We start from the raw sequence: 14,214 nt of genomic DNA on the forward strand, positions 1-14,214 counted from the left end.
GACGTGACCCGCCCGATCCTGCGCGCCCTCGTGCTCGGCCTCAGCCTCGGCCTCCTGCTGGTCGTCGCCGGTCTCGCGGCGGTCCTCGTCGTCGTGCCGCGCGCGACCGGCTCGACCCCGCTGACGGTCCTGACCTCGTCGATGACGCCGACCCTCCCGCCCGGCACCCTCGTCGTGGTCCGCCCGACGGCTCCCGCCGACGTCCGGGTCGGGCAGATCGCCACGTACCAGCTGCAGTCGGGGCGCCCCGAGGTCGTCACTCACCGGGTCAAGGCCATCACGACGACCTCCGCCGGCGACCGGCTGTTCACCTTCCGCGGCGACGCGAACGCCCGTGCCGACCAGGAAGCGGTCCGCGCAGTCCAGCTCCGGGGGACCGTCTGGTACTCGGTGCCGGGCCTGGGCTGGGTCAACCAGGCGGTCGACGGCCCGGGGCGGTCGTGGGTGGTGCCCTCGGCGGCCGGAGCCCTCTTCGCCTACGCGGCCGTGATGATCCTGCTGGGTGTCCGGGAGGCCGTCAGGCCCGGGCGGAGGGATCGGGGTCGCCGGAGCGCTTCAGCGCCAGGTCGATCTCGGCCGCGACGGCACCGATCGACCTGGTCGTGACCTCGAGGGCGCTGTCGTCGACGACGCCCGTGGCCGCCTCGATCATCTCGCGGAACGACGTGTGGATGCCGCGCATGACGGCGTTGCCCTCGGGAGTGAGCTCGAGGAACAGGCTGCGGCGGTCGCTCGGGTGCTCCGCGCGCCGCAGGTGGCCGAGCGAGATGAGCCGGTCGGAGAGGCCGGTCACCGCCCCCTTGGTCACGGCCAGGTCGGTCGCGAGGATCTTCGGCGTCACCCTGCCCTGAGCGGCGACCCGCAGGAGCGCCCGCAGCTCGAGGCTCGACAGGCCGTGGCTGGTCGCGAGCCGCTGACGGTTCGCCTCGAGGGCCCGGAAGAGGCGGATCGCGGCATCCGCGAACCCGCTCAGCTCGTGGATCTCCACGTCTTCGCTCGCCACAGGCCTCCGTTCGGGCGCTCGCCGAGCGCTGTCATGACCGAAGCGTCAGAATACCCGCTCGATTCCGAGAGATCATCGTTTCATTTAGCTCGTTAACGGTTTAGCATCCGAATCACTTGGTGCGTCAGCCCGACGCCCGCACACTGATCGACGTCCACTGGAGGACAACGTGATTCCCACAATGCTCACGCACGGGCAGTATGAGACCGTCTACAACTTCCTGTCGCTGGTGATCGCCTCGCAGCTGTTCACGGCGATCTTCCTGCTGATCTCCCTCCCGAGGATCCTGCCCCGGTACCGGCAGGCCATCACGGTGGCGATCATCGTCTGCGGCATCGCGGCGTACCACTACTTCCGCATCTTCGACTCCTTCAAGGGAGCGTTCGTCACGAAGTCCGTGGGCGGCACCGGCACCTACAGCCAGGCCGCCGGCGAGGCGTTCAACGAGGGCTACCGGTACGTCGACTGGCTCCTGACGGTGCCGCTGCTGCTGGTGGAGCTCGTCGCCGTCCTCGCGCTCGCCCGGAGCATCCAGCGCCGCCTCCTGGTGCGACTCGTCCCGGCGGCCGCCCTCATGATCGCTCTCGGCTACCCCGGCGAGATCAGTGGCGACAACGGCCTCCGCGGCCTCTTCGGGCTGCTCTCGACCATCCCGTTCGCCTACATCCTGTTCGTCCTGTTCACGCAGCTCAGCAAGTCGCTCAAGACGCAGCCCGCGGGGGTCCGGGGCACGCTCGGCCGGCTCCGCTTCCTGCTGCTGCTGAGCTGGGGCGTCTACCCGGTCGCCTACCTGCTCCCGCTCCTGAACATCGAGGGTGCGGACGCCTGGGTCGGCAAGCAGGTCGGCTACTCGATCGCCGACATCGTCGCGAAGGCCGTGTACGCCCTCATCATCTTCTCGGTCGCGAAGATCAAGTCGTACGACGACGATCCGACGTTCCGCGAGATCGAGGGGTCGCACGACGACGTCGCAGTCCCCGCGGAACGCTCCCGCTCCGCAGCCTGAGATCGGCTCGGAGCAGGTCCGTGCTTCTCTCCGATCCTCTCGATCCGGTCCTCCGGACCACGGCGCCGCTCCCTCGGGGCGCCGTGGTCCGGGTGCCGGACCCCCTTCTCGTCCGCGAGCCCTCCGCAGACGCGTACGACGTCGTGATCCTGGGCGCAGGATGCTCCGCCCTGTCGCTCTGCCTCGCGCTCGTCGAGAACGGTGCGACCGGCCCGATCCTGCTGATCGACGCCCGGACCGAGTACGCCGACGACCGCACCTGGAGCTACTGGGACGTCGAGGACACCCGGTTCAGCCACCTCGCCCGCGCTGCCTGGGGCAGCTGGCGCGTCCGCACCGCGAGCGACGACGTGCACTCGTCGGCACCCGACACCCCCTATCTCTCGCTCGCCGCCAACGACTTCTACCGCTACGCCCTCGGCAGGCTGGCAGAGCACCCGAACGTCGAGCTCCTGCTCGGCGAGCCGGTCGCCGGATACCGCACGATCCCCTCCGGCTACGAGGCGACGACGGCCCGCTTCACCGTGCGCTCCAGCCGGGTCGCCGACGCCCGGGGTCTGCGGCCCTCCCCGGCCGAGATCGCCGCGATCCGCTCGCGGTCGACCTGGATCCCGCAGGCCTTCGTCGGGCAGCACATCGTCACGCGCGACCCGGTCTTCGATCCGGGGGAGGCCGTGCTGATGGACTTCGACGTCGACCAGTCGCGGGGCCTCCGGTTCGGCTACCTGCTCCCCGTGTCGCCGTGCGAGGCGCTCGTCGAGAACGTCTACCTGTCCGACGCGCCGGTGACCCTCGAGGAGCACCGCTCGGAGCTCCGCGCGTACCTCCGAGACCGGCACGGCCTCGACGAGGGCGACTACGAGGTGCTCGCCGAGGAGCGCGGGGTGATCCCGATGACCGACCACGCGTTCCGGGCGCGGTCCGACTCCGGAGTCGCCGTCGTCGGGACGCTGGGCGGCGCGACCCGGCCGAGCACGGGCTACACGTTCCTGCGCATCCAGCGGGCGAGCGACGCGACGGCCAGGTGGCTGCTCGGCCAGAGCAGAGACGCGCTGCCGGAGCCGCGCTGCTCGCTCCTCGACCGCGTGTTCCTGCGCTTCCTCGCGGACCGTCCGGACGCGGCGCCGAAGGTGTTCGCGCTCATGTTCGGCCGTCTCCCGCCGGACGCCCTGGTGCGGTTCCTGTCCGACCGGAGCCGTCCCTCCGACATCGCGCGCCTGATCCTGGCACTGCCGAAGCGCGTGTTCCTCGTCGAGGCCGGCCGGACCGTCCTCGGCCTCGGCCTCGGCATCTCCCTCGTCCGCCGGGCCCTCTCCCGCGCCGGCTCCCGCTCTCGTGCTGGCTCCCGCTGACCGCGCGGTCTGGGTCCTCGCCAGGCGGAGGCTCTTCGTCCCCGTCGACGTCGTCCTGGTCGCGATCACGCTCGTGTGCGCGGCGGGAGTCCCCATCCCGGCTGCCGTGCAGATCATCCCGTTCGCGCTCGGGCTCGTCCTCTTCGGGCTGCCGCACGGAGCGCTCGACCACCTCGTCCCGGCGCGGCTGGCGGGTCGGCCGGCATCGCTGCGCACGGTCGGCCCCGTGGTGCACCTCTATCTCGTGCTCGGCGGCCTGGTCCTCGGGCTGTGGACCGTCGCCCCGGTCGCGGCCTCGGTCTTCTTCATCGCTCTGACCTGGTTCCACTGGGGCACCGGCGACGCGCACGCGGTCTCGGCGCGCGGCCGCCGGCTCTCCGGCTCGCGCGTCGTCACCGTCCCGCTCCTCCGCGGAGCCCTGCCGATGATCGTCCCTCTCCTCGCCTTCCCCGAGACCTACGGCGGCGTCCTCGCCTCGACGACCCGCGCCTTCGGCGTCGGTGCTCCTCCGGGCGCCGTGTCCGGCCCGGTCAGGATCGGCCTCGCGGCCGGACTCGGCGTCCTGGTCGCGGCGGTCGTCCTGGCCGAGTACCGCGCTCACGGCCAGACGCCCGACGGACGCCGCTCCCTCCTCGGCGACCTCGGCGAGGTCACGCTCCTCATCGCCTTTTTCTCGGTGGTGCCGCCCGTCCTCGCCGTCGGCCTCTACTTCTCGCTCTGGCACTCCCTGCGGCACATCGTGCGGCTCTCGCTGATCGATGCCGCGCTCGCGGGGCCCGCGCTCGAGAACCGCTGGGGAGCCGTGCTCGCGCGCTTCTCCCTCCAGGCCGCGCCGATCACCCTGGCGGCGCTGGCGCTGCTCGTCGGGCTGTTCGTCGCGCTCTCGCCGCGGGCCGGTGGCTCGCCCTCCGCCCTCCTCGGCATCTACCTCGTCCTGATCTCCGCGCTCACGCTGCCGCACGCCGTCGTCGTCGGAGCGATGGACCGCGCCCGGCGCTGACCCGGCCGGCAGCCCGACCGGGAGCCCGGCCAGGAGCCCGACCAGGAGCCCGGCGCTCGGGCATCGCCTCCCGCGAACACCCCAGCCGCTTGTCGGAGGCTCCCCGTACACTCGTACGAGTGATCCTCCAGGGCTTGATTCCGGCGCTTTCGCGCGCCTCCACGTTCGACGCCGCCCTCGAGAAGTCCGGCGGCTCGACCGACTTCTCGCTCGTCGACGGCCTCCGGATCCCGCTCCTCGCGGGCCTCCTCGCGCGCCGCGCCGAGCAGGCCGGCGGCACCCCGCAGGCCCTCCTCGTCATCACCGCCACGGGCCGCGAGTCCGAGGCGGTCCGCGGCTCCATGGCCAGCTACCTCCCCGACGCCGAGGTCATCGAGTTCCCCGCGTGGGAGACCCTCCCGCACGAGCGTCTGAGCCCGAGCGCCGAGACGGTGGGCAAGCGGATCCACGCCCTGCGGCGGCTCGGCGCGTGGCAGAGCGAGGTGTCCGCCGATCCTGCGCAGGCGAAGCCCCTCGTGCTGGTCGCCGGCGTGCGCGCGGCACTCCAGCCCATCTCCGACAACCTCGCCGACATCGACCCGGTCGTCCTCACCACCGGCGGTCGCGGCTACGACCTGGCGCTCATCTCGACGCAGCTGGTCGACCTCGCCTACGCGCGGGTCGACATGGTCACGCGCCGCGGCGAGTTCGCCGTGCGCGGCGGCATCCTCGACGTGTTCCCGCCGACCTCCGAGCACCCGGTGCGCGTCGACTTCTTCGGCGACGAGGTCGACCAGATCAAGCTCTTCTCGGTCGCCGACCAGCGGAGCCTCGACTCCACCGTCGACGGCGTCGAGCTGCCGCCGAGCCGCGAGATGCTGCTGACCGAGTCGGTCCGGCAGCGGGCGCGCGAGATGCAGCACGAGTTCCCCAGCCTCGCGCAGATGCTCGAGAAGCTCGGCCAGGGCATCCCCGTCGAGGGCATGGAGTCGCTGGCGCCGGCCCTCGTGCACCGGCTGGTGCCGCTGACCCACTACCTGCCCGCATCCTGCGCCATCGCGGTGCTGTCGCCCGAGCGGGTCGTCTCGCGGGCCAAGAGCCTCGCCGAGACGAACCGCGAGTTCCTCGAGGCGGCCTGGAGTGCTGCGACCGCCGGCGCCGAGGCCCCGATCGACCTCGACTCGGGCGACTTCCTGTCGCCGCGCGACCTCCGCGACCAGGCGGGCGACCGCACCTGGTGGTCGCTGTCCGGGTTCGACTCCGGCATCGTGCTGACCGACGAGGAGAAGATCGCGGCCGCGGGCGACTACGTGCGCGTCGACGCCGACACCGTGCCGAGCTTCTCGGGCAACGCGGAGGGCGCCCTCGACCACGTCGCCGCGCGAGTGGCCGACGGCTGGAGCGTCGTCGTGACCGCCAGGGGAGCAGGGCTCGTCGAGCGCGCCCGCGACGTCCTGGCCGACCGCGGCATCGCCGCACGCCTCGAAGACGCCCTCCCCGACACGCTCGAGCCGGGTGTCGTCCACCTCGTGGCGGGCGGGATCGAGGCCGGCTTCGAGCTGGCCGAGGCGAGGATCGCCGTGCTCGGCGAGTCCGACTTCTTCGGCCGTGCCGCCGGCTACGAGTCGCGGCAGGTCAAGAAGCTCGCCTCCCGCCGCAAGAACGTCGTCGACCCGCTGCAGCTCAAGGCGGGCGACATCGTCGTGCACTCGACTCACGGCATCGGCCGGTTCCTCGAGCTGACCAGCCGCGAGGTCTCGACCGGCGGCCGCAACGCCGTCAAGCACAGCCGCGAGTACCTCGTGCTCGAGTACGCGCCCTCGAAGCGCGGCCAGGCCGGCGACCGCCTCTACGTGCCCACCGACCAGCTCGACCTCCTCAGCCGCTACGTCGGCGGCGAGGCGCCCAAGCTGTCGAAGATGGGCGGCAGCGACTGGTCGCAGGCCAAGGGCAAGGCGCGCCGGGCCGTCCGCGACATCGCCGTCGAGCTCGTCAAGCTCTACTCGGCCCGCATGGCGTCGAAGGGCTACGCCTTCAGTCCCGACACCCCCTGGCAGCGCGAGCTCGAAGAGGCGTTCCCGTTCGCCGAGACGCCCGACCAGCTGACGACCATCGACGAGATCAAGGCCGACATGGAGCGGCCGATCCCGATGGACCGCCTCATCTCGGGCGACGTCGGCTACGGCAAGACCGAGGTCGCGATCCGAGCCGCGTTCAAGGCCGTCCAAGACGGCAAGCAGGTCGCTATGCTCGTGCCGACCACGCTGCTGGTCAAGCAGCACATGGAGACCTTCGCCGAGCGCTTCGCCGGGTTCCCGGTGCACCTGCGCGCCCTGTCGCGGTTCCAGACAGCGAAGGAGTCGAAAGAGACGATCGCGGGCATCACCGACGGCACGGTCGACATCGTCATCGGCACCCACCGCATCCTGACCGACGGCCTCTCGTTCAAAGACCTCGGCCTCGTCATCATCGACGAGGAGCAGCGGTTCGGCGTCGAGCACAAAGACCAGCTCAAGAAGCTCAAGACCAACGTCGACATCCTCGCGATGAGCGCGACCCCCATTCCGCGGACCCTCGAGATGGCGGTCACCGGCATCCGCGAGATGTCGACGCTGGCGACCCCGCCCGAAGACCGCCACCCGATCCTGACGTTCGTCGGCCCCAACAGCGACCGCCAGATCGCGGCGGCCATCCGGCGCGAGCTCCTCCGCGAGGGCCAGGTGTTCTTCGTGCACAACCGCGTCTCGTCGATCAACCGCACCGCGGCGCAGATCGCCGAGCTGGTGCCCGAGGCCAGGATCGCGATCGCTCACGGTCAGATGCCGGAGTCGGCGCTCGAACAGGTCATGGTCGACTTCTGGGAGCGCAAGTTCGACGTGCTCGTCTCGACGACCATCATCGAGACGGGTCTCGACATCGCCAACGCCAACACGCTGATCATCGACCGCGCCGACCGCTACGGGCTGTCGCAGCTGCACCAGCTGCGCGGCCGCGTGGGCCGAGGTCGCGAGCGCGGGTACGCGTACTTCCTCTACGACGCCGACAAGCCGCTCTCCGAGACCGCTCAAGGCCGGCTCGAGACGATCGCGGCGAACAACGAGCTCGGCGCGGGCATGCAGGTCGCGCTGAAAGACCTCGAGATCCGCGGCGCCGGCAACCTGCTCGGCGGCGAGCAGTCCGGCCACATCGCGGGCGTCGGGTTCGATCTCTACCTGCGGATGATCGGCGAGGCCGTCAACGCGTTCCGCGGCGATGTCGCCGAGGGGCAGACCGAGCTCCGGCTCGAGCTGCCCGTCGACGCGCACATCCCCGACGAGTACGTCGAGAGCGAGCGCCTCCGCCTCGAGGCCTACCAGAAGCTGTCGACCGCGTCGTCGCCGACGTCGAGCGACGAGCAGATCACGCAGGTGCTCGAAGAGCTCACCGACCGCTACGGCGAGCCGCCGGCGCAGGTGCTCGCGCTCATCGAGGTGTCGAGGCTCCGCAGGATGGCGCAGAAGACCGGCCTCAGCGAGGTCGTCGCGATGGGGTCGAACCTCCGCGTCGCGTCGTTCGAGCTGGCCGACAGCGTGCAGCTGCGGCTGCAGCGGCTGTTCCCGGGCGCGCGCTACTTCGCGCAGACGAAGTCGGTCACGGTCCCGATGCCGCGCAAGCACGGCGAGCCGCTGCCCGACGCCGAGCTGATCACGTGGGTGGAGCAGCTGCTCACCAGCGTTTACGGGGCCGAGGCGCCGAGCTCGGCGGCCGACAGCGCTGCGTCGCAGGGCTGAGCGCTGCGTCGCAGGGCTGAGCGCAGGCTGCGGCGGCCGCTGTTCTCGCGGCCGTCGTCCTGCCTCGCGCGAACCTAGGGGCGGGCGGCCTTCGCAGCGACGGCGGCCTCGTGGGCAGCGCGGCGACGGCGGGAGTCGGCCTGCTTCAGCCCGCGGACCAGCACGGCCGCGATCACGATCGACACCGCCGATCCGAGGAGCACGGCCAGGGTCCCCTCGTCGACGATCTCCTGCGACCGTGCGAAGGCCAGCTCGTTCATCAGCAGCGACACGGTGAACCCGATCCCGCCGAGCATCGCCACGGCGACGAGCTCGCGGATGCTGAGCGTCTGGCTGCGCCGGGCAGGATCCGGGTTGCGGAAGATGCGCGACGCGATGCCGCCGGCGACGGTGATGCCGATGAGCTTGCCGACGGGCAGCGCGACGACGATCGCCCAGAACACCGGGCTCAGCTCGCCGAGGCCGACGCTCGGCACGACGACAGCGGCGGCGGCGAAGGCGAACACCGGAAGGACCACGCCGTTGGTGACGGGCTCGAGCGCGTGGACCGCCTTGCGCGCGGGCTTCAGCGGGAGCACGAGGCCCACGGCGACGGCGGCGATCGTCGCGTGCACGCCCGACCGGTAGACCAGGTACCAGGTCACGACGGCCAGGAGCACGACGACCACGACGGCCAGCACCGCCAGGGCTCCCTCGAACCGGCCGAGGAACCGCCCGGCGACGAACGTCACGACGACCGACACGACCGCCAGCCCGAGGAACAGCAGGTCGCTGCCGTGGGTGAAGAAGATGGCGATGATCAGGATCGCGATCAGGTCGTCGAGCACCGCCAGCGCCAGGAGGAACACCCGGATGCGGCCGGGGAGCGCCGAGCCGAACACGGCCAGGACGCCGAGGGCGAAGGCGATGTCGGTCGCCGTCGGGATCGGCCAGCCGGAACCGTAGCGGGTGCCGAGCGTGACGAGCGCGTACAGCCCGGCCGGGGCGAGGACCCCGCCGACGGCCGCGATCGCCGGCACGACGGCCTTGGAGACCGAGTTGAGGTCGCCGCGGAGCAGCTCGTGCTTGAGGTCGACCGCGACGACGAAGAAGAACAGCGCGAGGAGGCCGTCGCTGACCCAGTGCCCGACCGAGAGGTTCAGGCCGAGCGCCGGGATGTCGAGGTGGTGGTCTTTGATCGGGAGGAGACCGGGCCCGGTGGGCAGGTTGGCGAGGACGAGGCCGAGGACAGCGGCGCCGAGGAGGAGACCGGCAGAGGCGCGTTCGGATCGGAGGAGGCTCATGGAGTCCAATCGAGGGTCGAGAAAGAAAGTGTCGACCAGACTTCCCGACTCACCGAGAACGATCCTATCGTGAGGGGAGTGACGGCGGACGACGGGAGCCCAGTGCCAGAGACCGAGCAGGATCAGGCCCTCCGCGACCTCGTGAGCACGGTCGACGCGCTCCTCGACCCGCCCGGCTGCGAGTGGAACCGCGCCCAGACGCACCGCTCTCTCGTCACGTACCTGATCGAGGAGACCTACGAGCTCGTCGAGGCGATCGAGGACGGCGACGTGACAGACCTCCGCGAGGAGCTCGGCGACGTGCTCTACCAGGTGGTCCTCCACGCGGGCATCGCCTCCCGCTCGGGCGAGGGCTTCGACCTCGGAGACGTCGTGGCCGAGGTGGACGAGAAGATCCGCCGCCGCCACCCGCACGTCTTCGGCGCCGACAGCGCGAACGGGGTCGACGACATCGTGCGGCTGTGGTCGGCGGCGAAGGCACGCGAGAAGACCTCCCGGGAGAGCGCGTACGACGGGGTGCCGCTCGGGCTGCCGGCGCTGGCACGCGCGCAGAAGATCGGGTCGAGGGCCGAGGCGACGGGCGCGGTGTCGGAGCCCGCAGGATCCTGCGCCCCCGTCACGGCGCCGGAGCCCGACTCCGAAGAGGCCTGGGGGCGTTGGCTCCTCGAGCGGGTCGACGAGGCGTCGAGCCGTGGCTGGGACGCGGAGCGGGCCCTCCGCGGGGCCCTGCGCGAGCGGGAGAGCGCCCTGCGCGAGGCGGAGAGGAGACGGCGGGGCACCCCACAACCCGAATAGAGGGGACCCCGCCCGAGCAGGTGATCAGCCATGCTCGGCCGCGCTTGTTCAGCGCGACACCTCATCTTACACACGACTGAAATGTCACAAACTCGTTCTCAGTATTTCAGAAGGATCATCTGTAACTGCTCACGGGGGGCGGTCGTCGGACAGGACCCGTCGAGGAAGCGTCCTCTGTTATCGTGATCGTCGCTCACCCGGCCGCGGATCACGGCCGCCGAAGCGACACGAGAGACGAGCCCGATGCCCCGACGCGCCGACCCGACCCGGAAGCCCGAGCTCCTGGGGCAGATCCTCGACCACCTGACCGGACGCACTCTCGCGACGGTGTCGTTCCGCACGCTCGCGGAGGCTCTGGGTGTCAGCACCTACGTCTTCGTCTACCACTTCGGCAACCGCGCTCAGCTCGTGGAGGAGATCGTCCGGGCGATCGTGTCGCGGCACGACGGCCTGCTCGCCATCGACGCGGGCTCGCTCGACGAGGAGGCGTGGCGGGAGTTCATGGCCTCGTCGTGGGACGTCGTCACCTCGCCCCGGGAGCTGCAGCTGCACCGCCTGGAGCTGGAGGCGGCGATGCTCGAGATGGCGCAGGGCCAGCCGAGCGGGGTGGGCCGGGCGGCGGTCGCCCGCTGGCACGCCTTCACCACGGCCTGGTGCGTGGGCCGCGGCGCTCAGCCGGAGCGCGCCGACGTCGAGGCGCGCCTCTTCACCGACGCGATCTACGGACTCCTGTACGACGCGCTCGCCACCGGAGACCTCGCGCGCGTCACGGCCGGCTACCGGCTGCACGTCGACGCGTTCGCCGCGCGGGTGCGCGATCTCGCCGGCATCGCTGCCGCCTAGGGCGTCGCGCCCGGCCCGAGTGCGTTCTCACGTCGCGAGGACGGTCTCGATCGTCCTTCCGACGTCAGAACGTCCTTCGGCCGTGCTGGCAGCCACGGCCGAGCGAGCAGCAGCACCCCGCAACGCAGCAGCACCCCGCAACGCAGCATCACCCGTAGCGCAGCAGCACCCCGCAACGAGAAGCGGCGGTGCCCGGGCAATCGCTCCGGACACCGCCGACCAGTCGGGCTCGTCTCCGCAGGGATGGGACGAACCTCTGGCTGACAGGCGCGCAACCCGATTCGCGCCTGTCGTCGGTCGACCGGAGGGGGAGAGGACACCCTTCGGCCGAGTCTGACACCCGGTGGAGACTGCTTGGGCTGAACCGGATATGAACAGCGTACTTCACATTTCAGATGAGCGCAAACGCCGAGCCGCTCGCGTCTGGAAGAATCGGCGCATGCCCTCTCCCGTGACCCCGCCCCGCGGCATGCGCGACTTCCTGCCCTCCGACAAGCGCCGGCGCGACCTCGTGCTCGACACGATCCGGTCGACCTACCGCTCCTTCGGCTTCGACGAGATCGAGACGCCCGTCGTCGAAGACAGCGAGCGGCTCCACGCGGGTCTCGGCGGAGACAACGAGAAGCTCGCGTTCGCTGTCCTGCGCCGGGCCCTCAGCACCGACGACCTCCGCACGGCGGCCACCCCGCTCGACCTCGCCGACCTCGGCCTGCGCTTCGACCTGACCGTGCCGCTGGCCCGGTTCTACGCCACGCACCGCGCCGAGCTGCCGCCGGTCTTCCGTGCCGTCCAGATCGCACCCGTCTGGCGGGCCGAGAAGCCGCAGAAGGGGCGCTACCGCCAGTTCGTGCAGTGCGACATCGACATCATCGGCGAGCCCTCCGCGATGGCCGAGATCGAGCTCCTCTCGGCGACCTCGGCCGTGCTCGCGCGCCTCGGTCTCATCGGCACGACGATCCGGATCAACGACCGCAGGATCCTGCTCGCCCTCCTCGCCCACTGGAACGTGCCGCTCGACCGCTTCGACACCGCGCTCGTCATCATCGACAAGCTCGACAAGATCGGGGTCGGCGGCGTCGTCACGGAGCTCGCCGGAATCGACGTGCCCACCGCGGGCCTCGAGGCGCAGCTCGAGGAGCTCGCCGCCTCGACGTGGGAGTCGCTGTCCGGCGGCGCCGAGTGGCTCGACGAGGCCGCTTTCGCCGACCTGCTCGCCCTGCGCGCAGCGCTCCCCGACGCGGCCCTCGAGTTCGACCCCACCCTCGTCCGCGGCATGGGCTACTACACCGGCACGATCTTCGAGGTCGCTCACCCCGACTTCGGCTACTCCCTCGGCGGCGGCGGCCGGTACGACGGCATGATCGGGCGATTCCTCGGCGCCGACGTCCCGGCGGCCGGCTTCTCGCTGGGGTTCGAGAGGCTCGTCGACCTGGTGGAGCTGCCGGGCGACACGGGCGGGGAGGGTGTCGTGCTGCTGTACGACGCGTCCCTCGATCCTGCCGCTCTGGTCCGCCTGCAGCACGAGGTGGCGGCCCTCCACGCGGCGGAGGGCGTCGAACCCCGGGTCCGCCTCGACCGGAAGGCCAGGAACCTCAAGAACCAGCTCTCCGGGCTCGCGGCCCTCGGCTACGGCCGGTTCGCCGTCGTGCAGAGCGCCGACCAGACCGCCGAGACGCTGGAGTTCCGCGGGTTGGCGTGATCCTGCCGGCGCCGTCCGCCCCGAGGGGGCGCCGGGCCTGTGGAGAGCGCGCGCGGCCGTTTTGCCGCGGTCGCTAGGATTGCCTCGGGCTTCAGCCCGCTACGAACAACACGATCTAAGGAGTTCTCCGTGGCAGCAATCGACGCCGTAGGCGCCCGCGAAATCCTCGACTCGCGGGGCAACCCCACCGTCGAGGTCGAAGTCCTGCTCGACGACGGCGTCGTCGCCAGGGCGGCCGTGCCCTCGGGCGCGTCGACCGGTGCCTTCGAGGCCTACGAGCTGCGCGACGGCGACAAGGAGCGCTACCAGGGCAAGGGCGTGCTCAAGGCCGTCGACGCCGTCATCGACGAGATCGGGCCGGCCATCGAGGGCCTCGACGCGACCGACCAGCGCCTCATCGACCACGCCATGATCGAGCTCGACGGCACCGAGAACAAGAAGCGCCTCGGCGCCAACGCGATCCTCGGCGTCTCGCTCGCCGTCGCCCGCGCCGCAGCCGACTCGGCCGACCTCCCGCTGTTCCGCTACGTCGGCGGCCCGAACGCGCACACGCTGCCCGTCCCGATGATGAACGTCATCAACGGCGGCTCGCACGCCGACAGCAACGTCGACATCCAGGAGTTCATGATCCTGCCGATCGGTGCCTCCTCGTTCTCCGAGGCCCTCCGCTGGGGCACCGAGACCTACCACGTGCTGAAGGCCGAGCTGAAGTCGAAGGGCCTCTCCACCGGTCTCGGCGACGAGGGCGGCTTCGCGCCGAACCTCGACAGCAACCGTGCCGCGCTCGACCTCCTGGTCGAGGCCATCACCAAGGCCGGCTTCACGCCCGGCACCGACATCGCGCTCGGCCTCGACGTCGCCTCGAGCGAGTTCTTCACGAACGGCTCGTACGCGTTCGAGGGCGGCTCGAAGAGCGCCGAAGAGATGTCGGCCTACTACGAGGAGCTCGTCGCCTCGTACCCGCTGGTCACCATCGAAGACCCGCTCGACGAAGACGACTGGGAGGGCTGGGCCCACCTGACGAGCGTCATCGGCACCAAGACGCAGATCGTCGGTGACGACCTGTTCGTCACCAACCCGACCCGCCTCGCCCGCGGCATCGAGGCCGGCGCCGCGAACGCCCTGCTGGTCAAGGTCAACCAGATCGGCACCCTGACCGAGACGCTCGACGCGGTCGCCCTCGCCCAGCGCTCCGGCTACAAGACCGTGATGTCGCACCGCTCCGGCGAGACCGAAGACACCACGATCGCCGACCTCGCGGTCGCGACCGACGGCGGCCAGATCAAGACCGGCGCTCCGGCCCGCTCCGAGCGCGTCGCGAAGTACAACCAGCTCCTCCGCATCGAGGAGGAGCTCGGCGACGCCGCGGTCTACGCCGGCCGCAGCGCCTTCCCGCGCTTCACCGCGTAGTCCGCTCCGCCGAAGGCCCGTCCCGCGTCCGCGCGAGGCGGGCCTTCGTCGCGCGCGGCCTTCGTCGCGCGCGG

At 71.2% G+C, this 14,214-nt stretch carries 11 protein-coding genes; 9 read left to right on the forward strand and 2 right to left on the reverse strand.

What is annotated here, in order from left to right; all coding sequences use genetic code 11:
• The first annotated feature begins 3 nt into the window (after window positions 1–3).
• Complete coding sequence (locus tag ABD733_RS16470) at window positions 4–606, forward strand: signal peptidase I (protein WP_344798228.1); 603 nt, start codon at window positions 4–6, stop codon at window positions 604–606.
• Here the strand turns inward: ABD733_RS16470 and ABD733_RS16475 are convergent.
• Window positions 518–1,003: a MarR family winged helix-turn-helix transcriptional regulator gene (locus ABD733_RS16475; RefSeq protein ID WP_344798230.1), complete on the reverse strand. Its 486-nt coding sequence runs from the start codon at window positions 1,001–1,003 to the stop codon at window positions 518–520. The two genes, ABD733_RS16470 and ABD733_RS16475, sit on opposite strands and share 89 nt — an antisense overlap.
• Before the next feature lie 169 nt (window positions 1,004–1,172).
• Here ABD733_RS16475 and ABD733_RS16480 point away from each other — a divergent pair, with 169 nt between their 5' ends.
• The 4 genes from ABD733_RS16480 (at window position 1,173) to mfd (ending at window position 8,110) form a co-directional block, all read left to right on the forward strand.
• Entirely contained in the window at window positions 1,173–2,009 is an 837-nt protein-coding gene (locus ABD733_RS16480; RefSeq protein ID WP_344798232.1) for a bacteriorhodopsin, read from the forward strand.
• A 20-nt stretch (window positions 2,010–2,029) separates the two neighbouring features.
• On the forward strand, window positions 2,030–3,361 hold the full coding sequence (locus ABD733_RS16485) for a lycopene cyclase family protein (protein ID WP_344798234.1): 1,332 nt from the start codon (window positions 2,030–2,032) through the stop codon (window positions 3,359–3,361).
• Entirely contained in the window at window positions 3,345–4,361 is a 1,017-nt protein-coding gene (locus ABD733_RS16490) for a Brp/Blh family beta-carotene 15,15'-dioxygenase (protein ID WP_344798236.1), read from the forward strand. The genes ABD733_RS16485 and ABD733_RS16490 overlap by 17 nt, the downstream gene beginning before the upstream one ends.
• Window positions 4,362–4,480: 119 nt before the next feature.
• On the forward strand, window positions 4,481–8,110 hold the full coding sequence (gene mfd, locus ABD733_RS16495; protein WP_344798238.1) for a transcription-repair coupling factor: 3,630 nt from the start codon (window positions 4,481–4,483) through the stop codon (window positions 8,108–8,110).
• A 74-nt stretch (window positions 8,111–8,184) separates the two neighbouring features.
• Here the strand turns inward: mfd and ABD733_RS16500 are convergent, their stop codons facing one another.
• Window positions 8,185–9,393: a Na+/H+ antiporter NhaA gene (locus ABD733_RS16500; RefSeq protein ID WP_344798241.1), complete on the reverse strand. Its 1,209-nt coding sequence runs from the start codon at window positions 9,391–9,393 to the stop codon at window positions 8,185–8,187.
• 102 nt (window positions 9,394–9,495) lie between these two features.
• Here ABD733_RS16500 and ABD733_RS16505 point away from each other — a divergent pair, with 102 nt between their 5' ends.
• The 4 genes from ABD733_RS16505 (at window position 9,496) to eno (ending at window position 14,140) form a co-directional block, all read left to right on the forward strand.
• On the forward strand, window positions 9,496–10,188 hold the full coding sequence (locus tag ABD733_RS16505) for a MazG nucleotide pyrophosphohydrolase domain-containing protein (protein WP_344798243.1): 693 nt from the start codon (window positions 9,496–9,498) through the stop codon (window positions 10,186–10,188).
• Window positions 10,189–10,431: 243 nt separating this feature from the next.
• Window positions 10,432–11,031, forward strand: coding sequence for a TetR/AcrR family transcriptional regulator (locus tag ABD733_RS16510; RefSeq protein WP_344798245.1), 600 nt, complete (start codon window positions 10,432–10,434; stop codon window positions 11,029–11,031).
• 439 nt (window positions 11,032–11,470) lie between these two features.
• The gene (hisS, locus tag ABD733_RS16515; protein WP_344798247.1) at window positions 11,471–12,730 is read left to right on the forward strand and encodes a histidine--tRNA ligase; all 1,260 of its coding nucleotides are present in this window, start codon (window positions 11,471–11,473) and stop codon (window positions 12,728–12,730) included.
• A 129-nt stretch (window positions 12,731–12,859) separates the two neighbouring features.
• Window positions 12,860–14,140, forward strand: a complete 1,281-nt coding sequence (gene eno, locus ABD733_RS16520) for a phosphopyruvate hydratase (protein WP_344798249.1) — start codon at window positions 12,860–12,862, stop codon at window positions 14,138–14,140.
• Window positions 14,141–14,214 lie beyond the last annotated feature (74 nt).

This window comes from Frondihabitans peucedani (genome assembly GCF_039537585.1).
GTDB classification, from domain to species: Bacteria; Actinomycetota; Actinomycetes; order Actinomycetales; family Microbacteriaceae; genus Frondihabitans; species Frondihabitans peucedani.